Below are 21216 nucleotides of genomic sequence, written 5' to 3'. Positions count from 1 at the left end.
CGCCTCACCGGCGACCAGGGCTGCCCGTTCAGCGTTTCCACGTGCCAGCGTTTGGCCGCCGGGACGGCGGCGCTACACAGGCGGCCTTCGCGCATCCTGCCAGCAAAACAACACAGCAGAGAAAATTCGGGATGACTCATGGTGTTCACGCCCTGGTAGGAACGCCCGCCTAGAGCGCGCAAATCTCCTCGTAAGTTGGCAGGTTTTCCGGGTGGGCGTTTGCGCCGCAGGCCGGACACTGCGGATCACGATAGAGCTTCAATTCCTGAAACTCGGCGCTGAGCGCGTCAAACGTGAGCAGACGCCCGACGAGCGGGTCGCCCTTTTCCAGAATGAGCTTGATAACCTCGCTGGCTTGAAGCATCCCGACGATGCCCGGCAGAATCCCCAGCACGCCTGCTTCGGCGCAGCTAGGAGCCAGCGCGGCGGGCGGTGGCTCAGGATAGAGGCAGCGATAGCATGGCCCATCATAGGGCTTAAAGACGGTAAGCTGCCCCTCGAAGCGGAAGACGCTGCCATGCACCACCGGCTTGTTTGCCATGACTGAGGCGTCATTCAGCAGATAGCGCGTGGGGAAATTGTCAGTGCCATCCAGAATAATATCGTAGCCGGCGATCAGTTCGGCCACGTTTTCTTTAGTGAGGCGGTCATTGATGGTCACGACCTTACTATCGGGGTTGAGCGCCTCGATAGTCTCGCGCGCCGAATCAACCTTCAGGCGACCAATGCGGCTGGTGTTATGCAGAATCTGGCGTTGGAGGTTGCTCTCGTCCACGATGTCGGCGTCTATGATGCCCAGCGTCCCTACGCCCGCGGCGGCCAGATAATAGGCCGCTGGCGACCCCAGGCCGCCCGCGCCGATCAGCAGGACTTTGGCGTCCAACAGTTTCATCTGGCCCTGCTCGCCGACCTCTGGCACCAGCAAATGGCGGCTGTAACGCCTGGCCTGCGCCTGAGTCAGCACACGTGGTTGTGTGAATGGATACCCCAGCCCCTTCCACATGCCAAAACCGCCAGCCATAGATACCGGCTCACGATAGCCCATACGCTTCAGGGTATCGGCTGCCAGGACAGAGCGAACGCCACCCGCGCAATACAGAATCACCGGCTTGTCTTTATCGGGTACTGCTTCTTCAATATCAAGTTCGAGGTACCCACGCGGGACATGAATCGCGCCGGGGATGTAGCCTTCGTCCCACTCATGCTTTTCGCGCACATCAACCAGCGTATAGTCTCCCTCTGACAGCCGACTTTTGACTTCAGTCGGATTCCATTCTTTGATTTCACTTCGCGCCCGGCGCATCAATTCGCGGGAGGAAGTACCCATAGCCATACCTGGATGACCTTCTTTCAACTGCTCGCGCCAGTCGTTCTGGCAGGTGTCGAACTTGATAAAATCTATCGCTTTACTTTATGAAGCACAAGGTAAAAATAGCATTATTGCGCCATTTTGTCAAGCAGCGATCAAAGCTGATGAGCGTGTTGTTTTTGTTGGCCTGCTCCCTTTGACACGATGCGTGGCATAGATTATGTAAGACTCTGGCAAGGTTCTTTTGCTGAGACTTGCCGGGGCAGTGCTCTCTTGCTCTGGAGGAGGATTCTATGCCCGCTCAGGATACCGCTTCATCGGAGTGTGAGCCATCTGGACCTGCATGGCCTCTGAGACCGCGCGGCATTTTTTTATTGACGTTCATCATTCTGCTAGCTATCGTGCTGTCCGGGTGTGTCAGTTCAGAATATACCGCAAACCAGCCAGCGCAAACCGCTCGCCCGCCCACGACCATCTCTCCAGGGGCCAGCGACCTTCAGCAGAACGTGATCACAGTGATTGATGCGGTGCAGCCATCGGTGGTTGAGATTGAGGGATTTAGCGCGGCAGGAGGAGCGATTGGTTCGGGCGAGATTTTGACGAGCGATGGCTTTATCGTGACCAACGATCATGTAGTGCGCGGCTTTACCAACTTTCGTGTGCGCATTGGCGCGAATCAGATTGTTTCGGCCAGGCTAATCGGCGAAGACCCGCAGGATGATCTGGCAGTTCTCAAGGTTGGGGTCAGCAAACTACAGCCGATCAGTTTTGGAGACTCCTCCAAAGTGGAAGTCGGCCAATTTGCTGTAGCTGTTGGCAGCCCGTTAGGATTGGAGGAGACGGCTACCCTTGGCATTGTGAGCGCGCTGAATCGTTCGGCCAGCGAGGGGCCAAATGGCCCGGCCCAGACGCTGGTGGGGTTAATCCAGACCAGCGCGCCCATCAATCCAGGCAACAGCGGAGGCGCATTGGTCGATCTGCAAGGGCAGCTGATTGGCATTCCCACGCTGGCCGCAGTTGATCCAACCATAGGCGCTCCAGCCAATGGCATTGGCTTTGCCATCCCCTCTAACCGCGTGCAGTTTGTCACCCGGCAGCTTATTCAGCATGGCAGGCTGATAACGACGGGCCAGGGATTTCTGGGCATTGCGGGGCAAGATGTCACGCCTCAACTTGCCGCTGCGAATGGCCTTTCTGTGCAGAGGGGGGTTCTGGTTGCCGGTTTTGCTAAGGATGCTTCGGGCAAGAGCCAGGCACAGCAGGCGGGAGTTCGAGTTGGCGACGTGATTCTTGCTGTTAACGATCAGGCTATTGCCAACAGCGGTGATCTTGCCGCTCTGACCTTGAGTCAGAAACCGGGAACAAAGGTGAAGCTGACTGTTGCTCGTGACTCAAATCAGACGGCCATTCGAGTAACGCTGGGCGAGCGCCCGGTAAGCCTCTGACGGAGAAGGCGTATCCAGGAGAGCGTCGCGCACAGGAGAGAAGCAGGAGACGCCTCACGCGCTAGATGAAGCGTCTCGTTTTGTTGTGGTCTTTGGAGTTATAAGCAGTTTTGCTTGCTAGGCTTCCTCCACTTTGGTAGGGCCGGAAGCTTCTGTGCTTGCCGCGCCCGCACTGGTTGAGGAGCCGCCCTCTGTTGCCGGGCGCTTGAAGATGTAATAGGCGGACTGGGGAGAGAGTGGCTGGATGCCTACCAGTTCCCAGCCTTCGTGACCCAGGGCGTCAAGATAGCGCCGGGCAAAGGTGCTGCGGCGCTCTTCCCCACTGATAAGTGTTTCCTGGCCCTCGGACGAGATACGCCCACGATAATCAATATAGGCGACTTTATATTCCCATGCGGCCATAGGTGCTGTTCCCTTCTGAAAAACCTGATACCCGCCGATACCCGTCTCTTCTCTATCTATTGCAGGGCTGGGAAAGCTGGCGCGGCGAACACGCGCTCAGCGTAGAGTTTCTGAAAAAGCGCGTCTCCTGGTTTTGCCTGCCTCCAGCTTCCCTGGCCTCTGTGGAAAAGTATAGCCGGTTTATGCTGGCGTGTCGCCTGTGTTCTCTCCAGTTTTTCTCCCCGCAAAGGGTACAGCGCGCGCCCTGTAGAAATGTTCAGGATAGCCAGATGATTGCTGCTCAGTGAACGTCGGCGCTGCTTTGCCTGACCGGAGCCAACGAGGCATAATCTTCGGCGCTGCGCGCGTCTGGTTCGCCCTTGCGGCTTGTGAGGTATTTGACCTGTTCCAGCAGTTCCTCCAGGTCGAAGGGTTTGGTAAGATAGGCGTCGGCCTGAAGCAGCTCAGAGGGCGGATCGTAGATGGAGGCGCTCATAGCGATCACTGGCAATGGGTCGCCTGGCTCTTTACGCAAGCGTTCGATCAATTCGCGGCCATCCAGCACCGGCATTGAAAGATCAATAATGGCGAGCGCCGGGCGCTGTGTCCTGATCCAATGCAAGGCTGCCAGGCCATCGCTAAAAGTAACTGTTTGGAAGCCTTCCTGGTTAAGCAAAGCGGTAATCAGATCAAGAATATCGGGGTCGTCATCAGCTACAAGGACTGGTGCTGTCATCATAGAATCCTTTATAGACAAGGATGATTCACAGAGACAAGAGGTATTGGTAGAACTATTATCTCTGACGAGTCGCTTGCGCAAGGGTAACGTTCCCCGCTTTATCTGCTGCTGGAGATACCTCCTGTGCGGATGAAGGTCAACGCAGGAAAGCGAGAGATCGCTCCAGACCCTGTTAGCTCTGCTGCTGCAAGAAGTGTGCCAGGAGTTCAAGCGAACCCCTGGCTGGGCAGTTACCTGGCGTGTTGGAATTTGAGGGTGAAGGTGGCGCCCGTAGTGGTTCCCTCGCCGCTTTCGATCAAAAGCTGCCCATCATGCGCCTCGATAATACCCTTGGTGATATAGAGGCCAAGCCCGCTGCCCTTGATTTTGCGTGAGCGCGCTGGCTCCAGCCGCCCAAACGGCTTGAAGAGGTGCGCCTGGGCTTCTGGGGCGATGCCCATTCCTTCGTCATGGACGCTCAGGCAGTCCCATCCTTCGTCAGTCCAGAGGCGAACCGTGACCATTGTGTCAGAGTCAGAGTATTTGACGGCATTATCCAGCAGGTTGCCAAATGCCTGGATGATACGATCCCGATCATAGCTTCCCTGGAGATTGCTAGCGTCTTCCTGCGTGATCAAGGTGAAGTGATGGCTGGTGTGGGTAGAACGGAACTGTTCGATGGTGTCGCTTACCAGGGCGAAGAGATCACAGGATGTGCGCTGCAACTCAAACTGGCCGGTGGCGAGCCGAGATATATCCTGAAGATCCCGAATGAGGCGTTTCAGACGCTCACCCTGGCTGACGATAGAGCCGATGCTGCCCGTGATGCGTTCAGGTTTCTGGTTGGGCTGCCCAGCATATTGCGCGTAGCCAATAATCGCAGTGGCTGGATTCATGAGTTCGTGGGCCACCATTGCCAGGAAGAGGTTCTGCTGCTGCTGGGCGTCTTCCAGAGCTGCTTTGGCCTGGGCAAGCTCGTCGATCTTTTGCTGTAACGCCTCAGTGGCCGCGCCTACCTGGCGGCGCAGGTCGCTGTTGAATCGCTGAATCTTCTGGTTGGCTGATTCCAGTTCGCCCACACGCTCGGCCAGCTCGCGCTGGAGTCGCTGGCGCTCCAGGGCGCGGGCAACGGTCAGCTTCAACTCTTCTACATCGGTTGGCTTCACCAGATAGTCGTAGGCTCCCTGGCGCATCGCCTCGATAGCCGATTCAAGTGAGGCGTAGCCGGTGAGGACAATCGCCACGGTATCCGGGGCCAGCTTGCGTAGCTCAGCCAGCATTTCCAGGCCGTCATCGCTGCCCAGGCGCAGGTCGGTCAGGATGAGATCAAACGCCTGTTCGCGCAAGATGTTGAGGGCATCATGGCCGCTGGCAGCGCCTCGAACGTCGTAGCCCTCCATTTTCAAGATCGCCTGAATGGTGGTCAGGACACCCGGCTCATCATCAACCACCAGGATGCGCCCCTGACCGATAGGTGGTGTCAGGGCATTGGCGAGGGTGTGGGCTTGATCCTCTGCCTCTAATGGCAGCGGTGGGATGCTACGACTCATGCGATTCCTCCGTACTCCAGATAGAACAGGCTTTTTGTTTTTCTGATTGGCCTGGATGCTCTATTTGGCTTTCAGATGGCAGCGGCAAGCCAACCAGAAAGGTGGCGCCTTTGCCCACTTTGCTGTTGATATAAATCTGGCCGCCGTGGCTGCGGATAATCTCCTGGCATACCCAGAGACCCAGGCCGGAGCCGCGTCGCGCGCCTTTGGTTGAGAAAAATGGCTCAAACACGCGTGCGCGAATCTCTTCGGGGATGCCTTCGCCATCGTCGCGCACCCGCACCACCAGATATTTATCGGCCAGCATGATGTTATCGTACAGCCTGGCAATACGGGTCTGGATGAGCAGACCGCCGCCGTGTGGCATGGCGTCGCGCGCGTTCAAGAAGAGGTTCAGAAAGACTTGCTTAAGCTGATCGGCGGAAGCCATAATCGGCGGGAGTGTCGTGTCTAACTCCAGGCTGGTGATAATTTGTCGCCGCTGCAATTGCGGCTCTATGAGGGCGAGCGTCTCTTGGGCCACCCGATTGACATCGGTGAGCGCCATGCTGGCGGATGGTCGGGCTACGCCAAGCATCTGTCGGATGATGCGCGAGACGCGCTCAGTTTCGTGTTGGGCCAGTTCCAGGAATTCTCGCTGGGGGTCTTCTGGCTGTGAGCGGGCTACCAGCAGATACAGCGCGTTTTTAATAGCTTCCAGCGGGTTATTGATCTCGTGAGCGATAGAAGCGGTTAGACGGCCAGTGGCGGCTAACTTTTCCGATTCAAAAAGCTGCTGGCGGATGCGCCCTTCTTCTAATTCGTCCATGCGCGCGGCCTGGCCTGCCTCCAGACCGAGCAGCGCAGCGCCTATTTGCCCCGCTACCATTTCGAGCAGCGCCATATCCTGTGGGCTGAGCGAAGACGAGCGCGCGGCCACCAGCACTCCGCGCGCTGGCAGAGCGATATTGGCGTTCTTCTCCTGGTTCAGATCGGATGCGAAAGCAGGTTTGGGTGGCGGCAAGCCATCAATAACCTGGATGGGAAGGTCAGGGAGATAGGGAATCGGCGCCGCCACCCAGCCATACTCCCCTACCAGTTCCTGCAATGCCTGGTGATCGTAATTGCTGTGCAAATCCTCTTCAGAAACAAGCGTTGTGCCGGTCAGCGCAACGCGGGCCAACGGTTCAGTCTCGGCGGAAAGCGAGATCGCCAAGTGCGCGAGCGCCTCTTGCGAAACATTCAGGCCAACTGCGCCTTGAAGCGTTCGGTCGCCGCTCTCAGCGAAGGTCAGCAGAGCAACGAAAAGGCGCTCAAAGCGCAGGCGCTCCGCCAGACGCATGAGCAAGGGACTCAGTGCTCCATCATAGAGCGCGTATTGGGCAATCGTTACGGTTTGGAAAGGTGGCCCTGTTAGCATACACTGTTCTTTGCCGGAGCAGGCGTCTTCTGTTAGGTAATCGTTGTTTCTGATGGTATCACAGCGGGTTATTGACCAGCCATCATTGTAGATACGGCGCTGTGCGGGAAGAGAGGTATTTTAGTGGCGCGCGCCTGACGGATGGGCTATACTGAAAGTCCTATGTTTTTGCTGCATGCTTGAATGAAGCGCCCGAGTCGTACCTGCAAAGCGGTGTTGAAACTGCTGTCGGCATCACGTCCATGCAGAGAACAGCCGAGAGAGGGGAACTGCTGTTCCTTCTCTCGGCTGTTGGACTCGTTGTTGCTAAATGGTGGGGCGCTCCAGGTGCTAGGCGCGAATCTCCTCTACCATTGAGAGGTTGATAAAGAGATCACAGCTCTGGCGCAGAATGGAGGCTGTCGCCTCATCGAAGGCAGCCACCTCGACACGCACGCCATGATCGGAGCAATATTCCAGCAGTGGCAAGAAATCGCTGTCGCCGCTCACCAGCGAAATGCAATCGACGGCTCCTGAATCAACGAGGCGTACAATATCCATGCAGAGGTCCAGGTCCAGGTCGGCCTTTTTAGCCCCGCTGGAAAACGTCTTGTAGTTTTTCGTGGTGATGCGATAGCCCAGCCCTTTGACGGCATCGAGGAACATCTGCTCGGCGCGCGGATCGGGGCTGGTAGGACAATACGCATGGGCGCGCACGAGGCGGCGATTGCCGCGCAAGAAATCAAGCAGCCGTCCAAAATCAATGGCGAGGCGCATGTTGCGGGCAGAATAGAGCAGATTGGCGACATCCACGAAGACCCCGATGCGTTCATTAGAGGGCATCGGGGGGAAGTTCACCGTCATACTTGGTGTACCCTGGCTGCGCCGCAATTCCATGAGCAGGCGATCTGTTTGCTGTTGGATGGCCTGGGTGAAAATCAGAGCTAGCTGATTTGCCGAAATGTTCCCCGTTTCTACTGTGCGTTCAGGGCGAGGCATACGCACACCGCGCTCCGCTGGCATGGCAACGCCGCGTGGCACCGGCCCAAAACCACGCGCCGAAGAAGGCTCTGGTCCGGCAAAGGGACTCTGGGGCTGATTGAGTTGCTGTAAGCCATTGGCGACTTGATACGGCTGGGGCGCAGGCGCGACATAAGGTTGGGGCGCCTGGGATTGCGCAGGAGCCGACAGCGGCGCGGGCGGCTGGGCCTTTTCTGTTGCGTCGGAAGTGGCTGCGGGCGCATTGGCTGCTGGCGAGGTGGGGCGTCGTCGTCGTCGTCGCCCTGATCGCGGCCCTGGAGCTTGTTCGGGGGCAGCTGTGAAGCTTTCCAGTGCTTCAGCCACCTCTTCCTCCAGCGCCGCCTGAGTGGCGCGCGCCAGATCCTCTCCGGCAACGACATCGGCCTCAATCTCTGGCGTTTCCGTCATCTCGCGTTCGATGGTTGCCTCCAGCGCGTGGTCTGCTGGAGCCTCTATGGCCGTCTCCTTGCCAGCAGAGGAAGGCGCTCTGCGCCCTTTCCCGGTAGCAGGAGCCGCGCCGCGTGTGGGTGCGGCATGGGCCTCGCTCGCCTGTATCCCTTGCTGTGCTGTGGGCCGAGGCGTCTCGCGGGTGGTTGAGCTGGGGCGATCAAAACGATAGCGGCGTGGCGGACGGACCTCGACACCAGAGAGCGGCGCTCTCACGGTTTCTTGAGATGTTTCGTCTGTCTGCTCAGGCGCACCAGGCGCTGCTGAGGCTTCTGGCGTGACATCCTGGGTTGGCGCGGATGCTCTGATCTCTCCCCTAACTTCCGGCGGTGTTTCAATTGCAGCGCCGCTGAGGGCAGTCGTGTCGTAGCCCCCGGTTACGTCGCCCGACTCGATGGGAAGGGTGAATGCCGACTGCGCCTCCGAGGTGTGAGGGAGAAAAGGGTTCCAATCGGTAGGCGGTTGCTCGCGCCAACGCTGAAAGCCCCAGGTCGTCTCGGCGCTCGCTGGCGAGGTGGAGGTCTCGGCTTCGGGCTGCCAGAGATCACCTGCCGGGGCGGTTGACTCCACAGCCCCGCTGGCTTCAGCGGTTTCGGCGCTGATTTGCGTTTCCCTGGCTGGCTCGGTACTCGTCGGGGGCGTTTCGCTCAGGCCCTCGGTTTCAGCGGAAGCCTCTGAGTGGTCGCCTTCTTCGTTACTTTGCTCTCCTGCGGCGGAGCGGCTTCTGCGAGCGCCCCCACGCGGAGGCCGCCGCCTGCGGTGCCGACCGGCGCTGGTCGCCTCGTTTTGAGAACCCTCGGTGTTTGGGAGTTCTTGTTCGGGCTGGCCGTTCTGGCCGGGTGTTGTATATGCGGCGTCCTGGGTATCGGAAGCGCCCGGTTCTGCGTGAGAAGGTGAAACTTGCGTGTGTTCTGATTCCATGAAGATCATCCTGTTCTGGTGTTGCTTGTAGGTATACGATTCCCGCTGTCTGGCGCGTTCAAGACGGCCTCACTGGCGCAGGAGGAAGCATAGAGCGGCTCTATGTGCAGGAGCGATGCTGGCCGGGAGATGTAACCGCAGCAAGACGTGCTGGCTGAAAGCAGAGTTGCCTGCAAGTGATTGGTCCCAGGCTGTTCAGGGGACAGCGAGCAGAGGAAAATTCGATGCTGCTGAGAGAGAAGGAGCGCTCTAATTCTTCGTCTGTCACTCCATCTCATCTTGTCTCCCCGCATCCACCCAAGGGATTCCAATAGGCGCTTTCTGATCTGTTCCAGCGAAGCGTCGCCGGTATTACGTTGCTTCCGTTAACCCGCTTTGCCCTTGAAGGGGTTCGCGCCTGCCAGAGATGCCATACATAGCGCTATCCTGCCGAGCGCCTGGCTTTGGGCTTTCTGGCCGATGTGCGGGATGTTGCTCTACCCACCACTCCAATCAATCCAAAGAAACTGGCTCCATTATTCAATCTTAACTTTCGAGGGGCTGCTCTGTTTTCAGTCTTTTTGCCATGGCTCGCCATGATTTTCTGTGCTGTTCGCTGGTTTGCTGCTGGGGCTGGGTGTTCCTACTCTTGACCGTCTCTGTGGCAATTGCCGGGTCGGCCTTTGGGGGGCGGGTAATCCGCCAGATATGGACAATGCGCTGGATGGCGGTAATCGTCGTGAGGACGGCCATCACCAGCATGGTCCAGAGCAACCCTGGTTGGCCCCCAATCAGCAGCCCAGCCGCCAGCAGAATAACCCGTTCAGGGCGTGCCAGCAAACCCATCTTGCATTCCAGCCCCAGCCCTTCCGCCCGCGCTCGCGTGTAGCTAATCATGAGCGAACTCAGCGCCGCGATATAGGTCAACCAGACGACTAGATTCGCGGTGGTGATGTCGCCAATGATGCGCTGGGTTGGCAGGTGAAGCTGCGCATAGATGATGATTCCCAGCAGGAGTAATCCTTCGGCATAGCGATCCAGCGTAGAATCGAAGAAAGCGCCGAACTTGGAGCTTTTCTGACTGACGCGGGCCATGGCACCATCAAACATATCAAAGATTCCAGCGCCAAGCACCAGGATACCACCAATCCGCAGGTGGTTGAACGCGATGACTCCTGCTGTGAAGATGGTAAGAAGCAGACCGATGAGTGTCAGCATGTTGGGGGTGATGCCAGTGCGAGCCAGTGGTTGCATTGCTCGCTCAACCAGGCGCCGCATAAATTGCTGGACACGGGTTCCGATCATACCAATTCCTCTTCCCTTTTTGCTCTCTCCCTACAGCCCCTTCATTATGCTATAAGAGGGCAAAAAGATTATGTTGTGGGGTCTTGCTGTACGCATGTTGTTCGATGAGTACCTGGTAATAGTCAACAATACGGTTGGCAATCCGAGGCCAGGAAAACTCCCCGGCATGCTCGCGCCCACTTGTTCCCATCGTTCTGCGCAATGTCATATCGCCCAACAACCGGCAGATAGCCCCAGCCAGTGCTTCGCTATTCCGTGGCGCGACCAGGAATCCATCTGCTTCATTACGGATGACATCCCGATAGCCATCAATATTGGAAGCAACGACTGGTTTGCTTGAAGCCATCGCTTCCAATAATACCACACCTTGACTTTCGCTGCCGGTGCTGGGGGCGCAAAAGAGGTCACAACTGGCATAATAGCGTGGAAGCTCTTCGTCGGGTACGCGCCCGGTAAAGACGACATCCGGCCAGCCATGCCGACGCACCAGTTTTTCGTAGTGGGACCGTTGGGGGCCATCGCTCCCGATGATGAAGCGCGTCTGGGGATAGCGGGCGCGAATCTGGGGGATGGCCTGCACCAGATATTTGAGGCCCTTGCGCGGTTCGATACGCCCCAGATATAGGATATTGAGCTTCCCGTCGGCAAACTGGGGCAGGGCTTCAGCCTGGACGCTGAAACGATGCAGATCGACACCATTTGGGATAATCTGATAATGCCCAGGAAAATAGCGGCTGGCAAACTGATAAGCGGCAGGCGAGACGGCGATATGCCCGTCAAGACGGTTGAAATAGCGCCGCAGTACGACACGCCCCGAAGCGTAGGAAAGGCGCGGCATGGAGACGAGATTATTGGGGGCGAAGGCATGGAAGGTGCCGACGCTGACCGTATTCAAGCCCTTGAGGACATGCAGGGTGGTGAGCGGCAGGGCCGGGGCCAGCGGCTCGTGCAGGTGAATAACATCAAACTGTTCGCGCTCCAGGACCGCTCTGGTCTGGCGGGCAAGCAGCGGGGAGACGGCAATCCGCGCAATTGACCCATTCCAGGGGATAGGCATGGCCCACCCAAGTTTTTCGACTTTAGGTTCGCGGCGCCGACCTTTTTCTCCAGTGGCTGAGGTGATGATGCCTGTTGTGTGCCCCATCCGTTCTAGCTCGGCGGCTAGCTGCGTGATGTGGCTGCGTACACCACCTTCAAAGCTCCAATCATACGGTGAGACAAAGCCTATTTTCACAACATTCGTTGGGTCCACCCAGGACGATGCTCGCCGCTGCGTGGTTGCCCATCTCCTCTATAGTAACTCTACACTCTGGACGTTGTTAAAAGCCGAAAGCTCCATTTCTATCGCTGGCGTCGCCGAACATCCTGCTCAATGCTGCTTTCAGGCGCATCAATCGCTGCTGCCGGTTGTTGGGAGTGCCGCTCCGCCAGGGGGCGTCGGGCGATCTGGCTAAAATGCCGAAGCAGCGCCAGATGCTCTGACTGCCCAAGCCGACGCAGACGCTCGCTGCGAGTTGGGCGACCTGGCCGTCCTTTACGCGCCCAATGACTTGCAAGCTGCCAATACTCATAGGTCTGCCAGAACCGTCCACCAGGCATGGTGGTGCAGTCCAGCAGGGAGGCGCGCAGATCATCTGCGCTCGTTCCAGCAAACCAGGTGAAGGCGCAGCCAATGGCTGTGACGGTATGGGCGTCGCTGCTTCCCGTTTCAGGCCACCCATACCGCTGGCGATTGCGGGCCATTGCCAACCGGGATGAGCCGATGCCTGCAAAGCTCCCGTTCAGTGTTTCAATCCCGTCGGGCTGTGCTTCAAAAGCCGCATGTTTCAGCCGATTCACCACCTCGCGCTGGATGCTGTGACGAAAGACACGGTTGAAGGGATGAGCGATGATGGCGATGCCCCCCTGCTCATGGGCAAGTTCAATGCTGCGCTCGACGCTCAAACCTGGCGGGATGCGCCGTTCGATGAACAGCGTGAGCAGATGGCCTTCACGAGTGCTTACCTCTTCGCCGACAATGACCTCAAAGCTGGCGCGCTGTTTGCAGGCAAGCTCACGGGCGCGCAGAGCGCCCTCGATGGTGTTATGATCGGTAATAGCAATCACATCCAGGTCGCGCTGCTGGCTGACGAAGGCAAGGATGTCTTGTATAGCGCCTAACCCGTCGCTGTAGACGCTGTGCATATGCACATCTGCCCGGCCAAGAGGCATAATGGCTGGCTGACCCGATAGGTTCTCCCAGGCGATTGTCCTGGGTGTTTTATCCGACATCCCTTGCTTCGCGTCCATAGGTGGTTGTGTTTCCTCTCCAGAGAGTACATCTGCTGGTTATGATGGGTTCGGGTGGCCGTGACGTGCTGGTTATCACGCCCCACTCGTTTGCCAATTTGTGTGATCGATATTCGGTTTCTGTCATTGTATGCTGTGATGTGTTTTCTGTCATCAGACAAGTGTTAAGGTTCTGTCAAGAATGGATTATGAGACATGATGCGTTTGCAGATTTTCGTTGTGTTGGGGCGCGGCTGACTCCGGCTGCTGAAGCGATAGGGTATCTGCTCCGTCAGGCCCAATGGGCGCTGCGGCTGGTTCAGCCAACCAGATTGGCTGGAAGACGACCCATTGCTCTGGATTACGCTCAATTTGTTGTTCCAGGAGCTTTGCCGCCCGATGCAGGTTCTGGCGCAGCGGGTCTGGCTCGGCAGCCTCTTCTTCAGCAGTCAACACTGGCAAGGGGACAACCTCACCATGCCCATGTGCCAGCCCTTTGCGATGAGGAAAAACACCCAGGAGCGCAGCGCCTGTCCGTTGGGCGAGTTGTACCCCACCAGGGGGCAGACGGGCTGGCGCGCCAAAGAGTGGGACGATTTCCCCATGCCCTTGAATATCACGGTCTGCTGGCATAATCACTACTTCATTACGGCGCAGGGCACTGAAAAGTTGGCGCAGCCCGCTGGCCGAGTCCACCGGCGCCCAGTGTACCCCAGGGGTGCTGCGGGCCTGCATCACGAGTTCGTGCAGCCGCTCTGGCTTGAGGCGTTCCTGGGTGACGGTGATCGTATAGCCCAGATTGATGAAGTGGCGCATGGCATAATCGAAGTTTCCCAGATGGCCGCTAATCAGAATGCAGCCGCGCCCCTTTGCCAGCGCCGCGTCCAGATGTTCCAGGCCGCTCACCTCCCAGTAATCGGCCAATTCAGCCGCGCTCACAGTGCTCAGCCGGAAGAAATCAACATAGTTTAAGATGCTGTTCCCGAAAACGTTCCGCACGGCCCGGCGCAGCACTGGCGGATCTGCCGCCAGGCGCGGCACATGGCGCAGGTTTTCGCTCACCTGTCGGCGCGGCCCCGGCAGCAGTATCCAGAGGAGCCAGCCAGCCGCCAGCGCGCCTTGCTGCGCCAGTCGCTGCGGAAGGTGTGGGATAACTGCGAGACCAACCCGAAAGAGCCAGTACTTCATCTTGAGGTCTTCTCCTTCGGCCAGAATGAGCGAAACATATACCATTGGTCAGGCGCTTCGCGGATAATCGCTTCGAGCGCGTCGCACATCTGTTGTGTTATTTCCACCACCTGCTCGGCGGTGGTTTTGCCGGGAACCGGCTCAGCGATGATCGGGCGACCGGCTTTGCCATAGTAAGAGCCGGGTATTTCCTCGGCGTACCAGGCAAAGCCAGGCATGATGGTTGCGCCAGCTTTGAGCGCCAGGGCGGCAACGCCGCCTGGGACATAGGTTGTGCTGCCAAAGAAGGTGACTGGTACGCCATCTTTGGCGGTCATAGGGCGATCAAACACAATAGCGACTGCCTCGTTGTTTTTGAGAGCTTGCAGCACTTTCCTTGCGCCGACGCCTTCCATTGGGATCACACGAATGCCTTTTTCGGCGCGCTGCCCCTGTACCAGCGCGTTGACACGTGGGTCTGGAAATGTTTCGGCAATGGCAGCCATGGAGATACGCGACGCGACCAATGCGCCAGCTACGTCCCAGTTCCCAAAGTGGGCGGTGGCAATGATGATCCCTTTGCCCCGCGCCAGTCCTTCTTTAGCAATCTGAACCCAGCCGCCGGCGGCTGGGGATATATCAACCAGACGCGACAACAGTTGCGGCCTGGTTACATTTGGGAAATTAAAGAAGTCTCCCAGATAGCGGCCATAATTGCCCCAGGAGCGGCGCGCTAACTGTCGTACCTGGCGATCAGAAGCGGGACGCCCCAGGATGTGCGCCATGTTGTTGATGGTGTTGCGCCGTTTTTCGGGCCAACACCAGTAGGCTGCCACGCACAGGAGTCCACCGATGACTCGACGCGGTTTGCCGGGTATCCAGCGAACCAGCCAGGTTGCGCTGCGGAGCAGCCAGTAGATCATGCCGCACTACCTTCTAGTCAGTTTGAGGAATGAGGCGTCTGCGAGACGCTCGTAAAGCCAGGAAATAACGTTGGTTCGTCTCCTCGCAAGGCTTCAGGGCTTTTATTGCTTTGCCGATCTCTCTGCCTCTACAACGGATGAGAGATGCGGGGAGATACATCAGCGGATGAGGAGTACAGAGATGCAGGGTGTGATCTCTGTACCCTCCCATCGTTACCTGGCTAGCTATGCTTGGGTAGCTCGTGGACAACCTCTGGCTCAACTTCGCGCTTGCCGTTGCCCTTCACTTCCTGTTCGGCGCCGCTGTGTTCAGTGATGAACTCTTCGGTCATCCGGCGAGCCTCTTCATCATGATACTGAATCGGCGGGGACTTCATAAAGTAGCCGGCGGGACCGAGCAGCGCGCCGCCGATGCCGCGATCTTTCGCCAGCTTCGCGCAGCGAATGGCGTCAATGACGACTCCAGCGGAATTGGGGGAATCCCAGACCTCCAGTTTGAGTTCGACATTGAGCGGTACATCCCCAAAGGTGCGCCCCTCCAAACGGATGTAGGCCCACTTGCGGTCGGTGAGCCAGGCAACGTAGTCGCTGGGGCCGATGTGAACGTTCTCTTCACCCAGATCATAGTCAAGCTGGCTGGTGACAGCGTTGGTCTTGGAGATTTTCTTGGATTCGAGACGTTCGCGCTCCAGCATATTCAGGAAATCGGTGTTGCCGCCAACGTTGAGCTGACTGGTACGCTCCAGGCGCACGCCGCGCTCGCGGAAGAGGCGGGTGAGCATGCGATGGACAATAGTAGCGCCAACCTGGCTCTTGATGTCATCGCCGATGATGGGGAGCCTGGCCTGCTCAAAGCGGGCGCGCCAGTAGGCTTCGCGGGCAATGAAGACGGGAATACAGTTCACAAAGCCGCAGCCCGCCTGCAAGATCTGCTCGACATACCATTTGGTGGCCGTTTCGCTGCCAACTGGCAGGTAGTTGACGACAACATCTGCGCCAGTGTCTTTGAGGATTTTCACCATGTCCACTGTCGAGCCAGGGGCTTTGGTGATGATCCTGGAGAGATATTTGCCCAGGCCATCGTGTGTCATGCCCCGGCTGACATTCACGCCCAACCTGGGAACATCGGCAAATTTATAGGTGTTGTTTGGCGTGGCATAGATCGCTTCGCCCAGGTCTTTGCCAACTTTGTTCTGATCAATATCGAAGGCGGCTACAAATTCGATGTCGCGGATGTGGTAGCCCCCCAGATTCACGTGCATCAGACCAGGGATGAACTGATCTTCGTGGGCGTCGCGGTAGTAGTGAACCCCCTGCACCAGCGATGAGGCGCAGTTTCCTACACCGATGATGGCTACCTTCACTTTCCCGTTCTTACTCAAAGTACGTGTCTCCTTCTCAAGTTTCCAATCAGTGATGATCCAGGTCATGTTCCTGGGCCTTTGTGCGCCGGACTTCCCAGCCCTTACCTGCCCGTTTGCTCCAAAGAGATGACGCGCCGCGTGCTGCCTGGAGCTGGACAGCAGCAAAGCTCCGACACAAACTAACGCTGTGAAGCTATCAGATAGGGACTATACCCGTGGCGTGGTCAGGGTTGCACGCGCTCTCCCTGTAATTCCAGATTTGCCGTGTCCGGGGCGCTGGCGCCTGGTTCGATGAGTGAGGCCAGCCATTGCTGGCAGCGTTGGAAGCGCGCTAAGTCCAGGGAACAGTATACCTGGCGACCAAGGCGCCTTCTGCGCACCAGCCCTGCCCGACGCAGCATCGCCAGGTGCCAGGAAACCAACGGCTGCTTAATATCCAGCGATTGACAAATCTCGGTGACGTTGACCTCGCCCTGCCCTGCCAGGTGATGCACGATGTTGAGTCGAGCTTCATCGGCCAGCGCCCGCAGCATGGTCTTTAATTCACTCACTTCCAGCCATTCACTCATAGTGGCCCTTACGCCTCTTTCAGCCTGCTCTATGGGTTCATTTGCTTGCATCAAGAAATCCTATATCAATGAATCCCATATAAAGGTTCATTGATATATTACCTGAAAGAAATCCCCCTGTCAACCCTTTCACGCCAGATTGAGAAATTAATTACGGTTCATTGATAAATTATTGATGAATTACCCAGGAAGAGCGGGAGCGAATGCCTATCTTCCTGGCAGCAATACGATTTCAGAGGGGAGCGCGGTTGCGGATGCCTGGGCGGCCCAGACGATGGCTTCAGCGACATCACGAGCAGTGAGCATCTGTTCTGGAGGGGGGACGTTAGGGCGGTTGAGATGCGTGGCGCGGAACTCGGTAGCGACAAAGCCTGGGGCGATGAGCGTTACACGAATCCCCTGGGGCTGTACTTCCTGGCGCAGCGCCTCGGCGAAGCCCTGGATGGCAAACTTCGAGGCGCAGTAGGCGGCCTGGTTTGCGCGGGCCTGTTTGCCCAGGCCCGATGAGAGCATGGTGATCTGGCCGGAGCCGCGCGCGAGCATAGGTTGCAGGGCCGCGCGCGTGCAGTAGAACACGCCGTCTACGTTGGTGCGTATGGTGGCGTCCCATTCGGCATCGCTGGTCGCGGTGACGGGGCCATAGTAGCCCAGCCCCGCATTATTGACGAGAATATCGATCTGCCCAAAAGTTTTGACAGCCTGATCGATAAACTGCTGGCACGCTGCCGCCTGACAGACATCCAGCGGCAGCATCAGTGCGCCAGGCGCGCCTGCGGCCAGCGCGGCTGCCTGGACCTCTGCCAGCGCGACCAGGTCGCGGGAGCCGCCGACGATGTGTGCGCCTGCCTGCGCAAAGGCGAGCGCCGTCTCGCGGCCAATGCCCCGGCTCGCGCCGGTAATTGCCACAACCGCCTGGCGAAGCTCCATGATAACCTCCTGTTTTGTCTGGCTTTGGGCAGCATGTAATTTCTATTCGGCTTTACCTGCTCAAAGCTACGAGGCCCTTTGATCTGCTATAGTTAAGATGGGAGCTAAGGATGACGCTGCCAGAGGATTATGGAGATAGAGCACCATCGTAACAGTAGTATACCCCAAGGGCAGGTCTAATGAAGGTATTCTTCTCTGTCAATCATCCCATCATTGATGAATCGCTCACCCGCTTCGTGGCGCTCTACGAGACAACCTATCCTCACCGCATACTGGCTTATTATCTCCAGGGCAGCCACACCGACGGCAGCGCGGTGGTGACGAGCGACATTGATATGGTAATCGTTGCCCAGACTGGTACGCTGCCCTCGCCGACACTCTGGTCAGAACGCTATCCCAATACGCTTGTCTCGTTCGATGTCAGCGTATATGACGCATCTGAGTTGTCTCAGGGGATCGCTCCGACGCTCAAGCTGGCTGGAAAGCTGCTCTTTGGGACGGACATCTGTCAGCGTTACCCCCTGCTCTCCATAGCCCAATGGACGCATGATCGGATGCACGCCGCTTATTGGTTGATGAATGCTGTCTATACGCGCCCGAAACCAGTCCTGCTCTCGGCGCCATATCCGAACCCCAAAGATGAGTTTTACGGGTATGTGAACCGATGGGTCGTTCTGCCCGATGGACAGCAGGCACTTTCGGCGCGGAACATCATGCGCACGCTTGGGTGGGTGGCAACTGCCTTGTTGGCGTGGAAAACAGGACAGTATGTAGCGCGCAAGCAGGACTGTGTGCGGCTCTATCGCGCCTGGGGAGATGCTCCAACAGGGGCAACCATGCTTGAGTACTTGTTTGATGTGGTGCGGGGTCAGTGGAATTACCTCATTCCTGAGCCGCCAGAGGCCCGTCTCCAACTTCGTGCGTTTTGCGCCCAGGTGCGCGAGTGGGAACAAATCTTTCTACTCCAGTATCGGACCTATCTGCTCAACGAACTGGCCGATGCCCATCTTCCCTTCATACGTCATGCGCTGTGGGTGCAGCGCCAGTGGCCGCTGGTGGATGAGCAGGTCCAGGAAAGTGTTGAGATAGCCGCAAGACGGTTGGATGATCTGCGACAGGGTGCTGCTGATTTTACCGACGAAGCCGTAAACATCAGCAGGACGGAAGACTCGTAAAACATGCCGTCGCCCCTTCGGTTTGATACCGAAGGGGCGACGGTATAAGGAAACGGTACAGACGGTTATAGGTTATGCGGCTCTGGCTGGCTCGGCGGCGGTGATGCGCGGCTCGCCATGTGCGCTCACCAGCACCTTGCCGTCCTGAACGGTCAATACGCCGGTCTGCCCCGGCTGGAGGGCGCCAGCCAGCAGGGCATCGGCCAGCGCGTCATCAATGTGGGTCTGGATCGCCCGGCGCAGAGGCCGCGCGCCAAACTCCTCATCCACGCCTTCAGCCATCAGGAAGTCACGCAGGTCGTCACCGAACTCCAACGTGATGCCCTGTTCGGCCAGTCGCTCCTGCACCTTTGCCAGCAGCAGGTTGATGATCTGCCGCAGTTCGGCGCGGCCCAGCGCGTGGAAGACAACGATCTGGTCAATACGGTTCAGGAACTCTGGACGGAACGCCCGTCGCAGCCCCTCTATCGCTTTGGCCTTGCGCTGCGCCTCCTCGCTCTCGCGCTCGTTGGTTGCGTCGCCCCAGTGTGTGGGCAGGAAGCCAATGTTGGCAGCGCGCTTCAATTCGGCGGTTGCCACGTTGCTGGTCATGATGACGACGGTGTTCTTGAAGTCCACCGTTCGCCCCTGGCCGTCGGTCAGGCGGCCATCATCCAGAATCTGTAACAGCGCGTTGAAGACCTCTGGATGGGCCTTCTCAACCTCGTCCAGCAAGATCACGCTGTACGGACGTCGCCGCACCTGCTCCGTCAACTGACCGCCCTCGTCGTGGCCTACGTAGCCTGGTGGGCTGCCAAAGAGCCGCGAGACGGTATGTGGTTCCATGTATTCCGACATATCCAGCCGGATCATGGCGTCTTCGCTGCCAAAGATGGTGGCCGCCAGCGCCCTGGCAAGCTCAGTCTTGCCGACGCCGGTTGGCCCCATGAACAGGAACGACCCGATAGGTCGCTGTGGGTCTTTCAAGCCAGCCCGCGAGCGGCGGATGGCCCGCGCGACGGCGCTGATCGCTTCGTCCTGGCCGATGACGCGCTTGCGCAAGTCGTCTTCCAGGTGGCGCAGGTTCGCTCGCTCGCCCTCCAGCATCTGGCTGACTGGTACGCCGGTCCAGCCCTCAACCACTTTGGCGACATCCGCTGGCGTCACCATCATGGTGGCGATCTGCCCGGCTTTTGCGCGCGCTTCCTCTAGCTGCTCCTGTACTTTGAGTTCGCGCTGGCGCAGTTTGGCGGCGCGCTCGTACTCTTCGGCCAGGGCTGCGGCCTCTTTTTCGGCCTGAATGTCGGCAATCTGCTTCTCCAGGTCGCTGACGGCTTCAGGGCCAAGCAATCCGCGCTCGATAGCCTCCAGCCGGAGCGATGAAGCGGCCTCGTCCATGACATCAATGGCCTTGTCCGGCAGGAAACGATCATTGATATAGCGGTCTGAGAGCCGCACAGCCGCCTCAATGGCTTCGTCGGTAATTTTTACGTCGTGGTGATGTTCGTAGTTTTCGCGCACGATGCGCAGCATGGCGATGGCTTCCTCGACAGACGGCTCACCAACCATGATCGGCTGGAAGCGTCGCTCCAGGGCTGCGTCCTTCTCCACATGCTTGCGATACTCGTCAAGCGTGGTTGCGCCAATACAGCGCAGTTCGCCGCGCGCCAGGGCTGGCTTGAGCAGATCACCCGCGCCAACCGCCCCTTCGGCTGCGCCCGCGCCAACGACGGTATGCAGTTCATCAATGAAGAGAATGACGTTAGGTGATTGGCGCACTTCCTCAAGCACCTGCTTGATGCGCTCCTCGAACTGTCCCCGGAACATCGCGCCGGCAACCATCCCACCCATGCTCAGCGCGACGATGCGCGCGTTGCGCAGGTTGCCTGAGACGTTGCCTTCGGCGATGCGACGCGCAATACCTTCGACGATGGCCGTTTTGCCAACGCCTGGCTCGCCAATCAGCACCGGGTTATTCTTCTGACGCCTGCCCAGCACCGTCAGCACACGGCGAATCTCGCGCTCGCGCCCGGCGGCAGGGTCAAGCTTGCCATCGCGGGCCTCGGCGGTCAGATCGCGCCCGAATTGGTCGAGAGTAGGCGTCTTACTATTCTTATCGGCATTTCTCTGAGCAGTGCCTGTGCCAGCCGCGCCTGGCCTGAAGCCGAAAGGCGTTGCCCCACCTGCGCCGCCAGCATTGCCAAAGAGGCCGCCCAGGGAGTTGCCACCGATGCCAGAAAGGCTATTCAGATCGCCTCCCAGCAGTTCTTCGGCGCATGGCTGGCAGAAGTAATGCTGCTCGCGGCGACCATTGACGAGGGTATCCAGGCGGACCCGCGCGTCGTTGGTCTGGCAGCGTTCACATTTTTGCATGTTTTTAATCTATCCTAC

17 protein-coding genes are annotated in these 21216 nt (G+C 58.2%); 2 read left to right on the top strand and 15 right to left on the bottom strand.

The window, feature by feature from the left end; translation table 11 throughout:
• Positions 1–169: 169 nt before the first annotated feature.
• Positions 170–1303, bottom strand: a complete 1134-nt coding sequence (moeB, locus tag VH599_21625) for a molybdopterin-synthase adenylyltransferase MoeB (protein ID HEY7350924.1) — start codon at positions 1301–1303, stop codon at positions 170–172.
• Positions 1304–1602: 299 nt separating this feature from the next.
• Here moeB and VH599_21620 point away from each other — a divergent pair, with 299 nt between their 5' ends.
• Positions 1603–2754, top strand: a complete 1152-nt coding sequence (locus VH599_21620) for a trypsin-like peptidase domain-containing protein (protein HEY7350923.1) — start codon at positions 1603–1605, stop codon at positions 2752–2754.
• A gap of 117 nt (positions 2755–2871) precedes the next feature.
• On the opposite strand, the gene VH599_21615 is transcribed toward VH599_21620, so the two are convergent.
• The 13 genes from VH599_21615 to VH599_21555 all read right to left on the bottom strand — a co-directional run bounded on the left by VH599_21615 (position 2872) and on the right by VH599_21555 (position 17671).
• Entirely contained in the window at positions 2872–3156 is a 285-nt protein-coding gene (locus tag VH599_21615) for a DUF4177 domain-containing protein (protein HEY7350922.1), read from the bottom strand.
• 280 nt (positions 3157–3436) lie between these two features.
• Positions 3437–3874, bottom strand: a complete 438-nt coding sequence (locus VH599_21610) for a response regulator (GenBank protein ID HEY7350921.1) — start codon at positions 3872–3874, stop codon at positions 3437–3439.
• 230 nt (positions 3875–4104) lie between these two features.
• On the bottom strand, positions 4105–5403 hold the full coding sequence (locus VH599_21605) for a response regulator (protein HEY7350920.1): 1299 nt from the start codon (positions 5401–5403) through the stop codon (positions 4105–4107).
• Positions 5393–6802 (bottom strand): ATP-binding protein, encoded by a 1410-nt coding sequence (locus VH599_21600; protein HEY7350919.1) that lies wholly within the window; start codon positions 6800–6802, stop codon positions 5393–5395. Before VH599_21600 ends, VH599_21605 begins: the two co-directional genes overlap by 11 nt.
• 330 nt (positions 6803–7132) lie before the next feature.
• Positions 7133–9169 carry an NYN domain-containing protein gene (locus VH599_21595; GenBank protein HEY7350918.1) on the bottom strand — a complete coding sequence of 679 codons (2037 nt, stop codon included), beginning with the start codon at positions 9167–9169 and terminating at the stop codon, positions 7133–7135.
• A gap of 525 nt (positions 9170–9694) precedes the next feature.
• Complete coding sequence (locus VH599_21590; GenBank protein ID HEY7350917.1) at positions 9695–10453, bottom strand: CDP-alcohol phosphatidyltransferase family protein; 759 nt, start codon at positions 10451–10453, stop codon at positions 9695–9697.
• Positions 10454–10502: 49 nt separating this feature from the next.
• Positions 10503–11705, bottom strand: a complete 1203-nt coding sequence (locus VH599_21585; protein HEY7350916.1) for a glycosyltransferase family 4 protein — start codon at positions 11703–11705, stop codon at positions 10503–10505.
• Between the two features lie 89 nt (positions 11706–11794).
• Positions 11795–12742 carry a PHP-associated domain-containing protein gene (locus VH599_21580; protein HEY7350915.1) on the bottom strand — a complete coding sequence of 316 codons (948 nt, stop codon included), beginning with the start codon at positions 12740–12742 and terminating at the stop codon, positions 11795–11797.
• 186 nt (positions 12743–12928) lie between these two features.
• Complete coding sequence (locus VH599_21575; GenBank protein ID HEY7350914.1) at positions 12929–13909, bottom strand: lysophospholipid acyltransferase family protein; 981 nt, start codon at positions 13907–13909, stop codon at positions 12929–12931.
• Complete coding sequence (locus VH599_21570) at positions 13906–14811, bottom strand: lysophospholipid acyltransferase family protein (GenBank protein ID HEY7350913.1); 906 nt, start codon at positions 14809–14811, stop codon at positions 13906–13908. The genes VH599_21575 and VH599_21570 overlap by 4 nt, the downstream gene beginning before the upstream one ends.
• Before the next feature lie 221 nt (positions 14812–15032).
• A complete protein-coding gene (locus tag VH599_21565; protein ID HEY7350912.1) occupies positions 15033–16193 on the bottom strand; it encodes an inositol-3-phosphate synthase in 1161 nt (386 codons plus the stop codon).
• 206 nt (positions 16194–16399) lie between these two features.
• Positions 16400–16744, bottom strand: coding sequence for a metalloregulator ArsR/SmtB family transcription factor (locus VH599_21560; protein HEY7350911.1), 345 nt, complete (start codon positions 16742–16744; stop codon positions 16400–16402).
• Between the two features lie 207 nt (positions 16745–16951).
• Positions 16952–17671 carry an SDR family oxidoreductase gene (locus VH599_21555; GenBank protein ID HEY7350910.1) on the bottom strand — a complete coding sequence of 240 codons (720 nt, stop codon included), beginning with the start codon at positions 17669–17671 and terminating at the stop codon, positions 16952–16954.
• Positions 17672–17850: 179 nt separating this feature from the next.
• Here VH599_21555 and VH599_21550 point away from each other — a divergent pair, with 179 nt between their 5' ends.
• Positions 17851–18846, top strand: coding sequence for a hypothetical protein (locus tag VH599_21550; GenBank protein HEY7350909.1), 996 nt, complete (start codon positions 17851–17853; stop codon positions 18844–18846).
• A gap of 72 nt (positions 18847–18918) precedes the next feature.
• Here the strand turns inward: VH599_21550 and VH599_21545 are convergent, their stop codons facing one another.
• Complete coding sequence (locus tag VH599_21545) at positions 18919–21198, bottom strand: ATP-dependent Clp protease ATP-binding subunit (GenBank protein HEY7350908.1); 2280 nt, start codon at positions 21196–21198, stop codon at positions 18919–18921.
• Between the last annotated feature and the right edge of the window lie 18 nt (positions 21199–21216).

This window comes from Ktedonobacterales bacterium, from assembly GCA_036557285.1.
Taxonomy (GTDB): Bacteria; Chloroflexota; Ktedonobacteria; order Ktedonobacterales; family DATBGS01; genus DATBHW01.
Note: the sequence above shows the minus strand (reverse complement) of the source record. Positions and strands in the feature narration are given on the sequence as shown.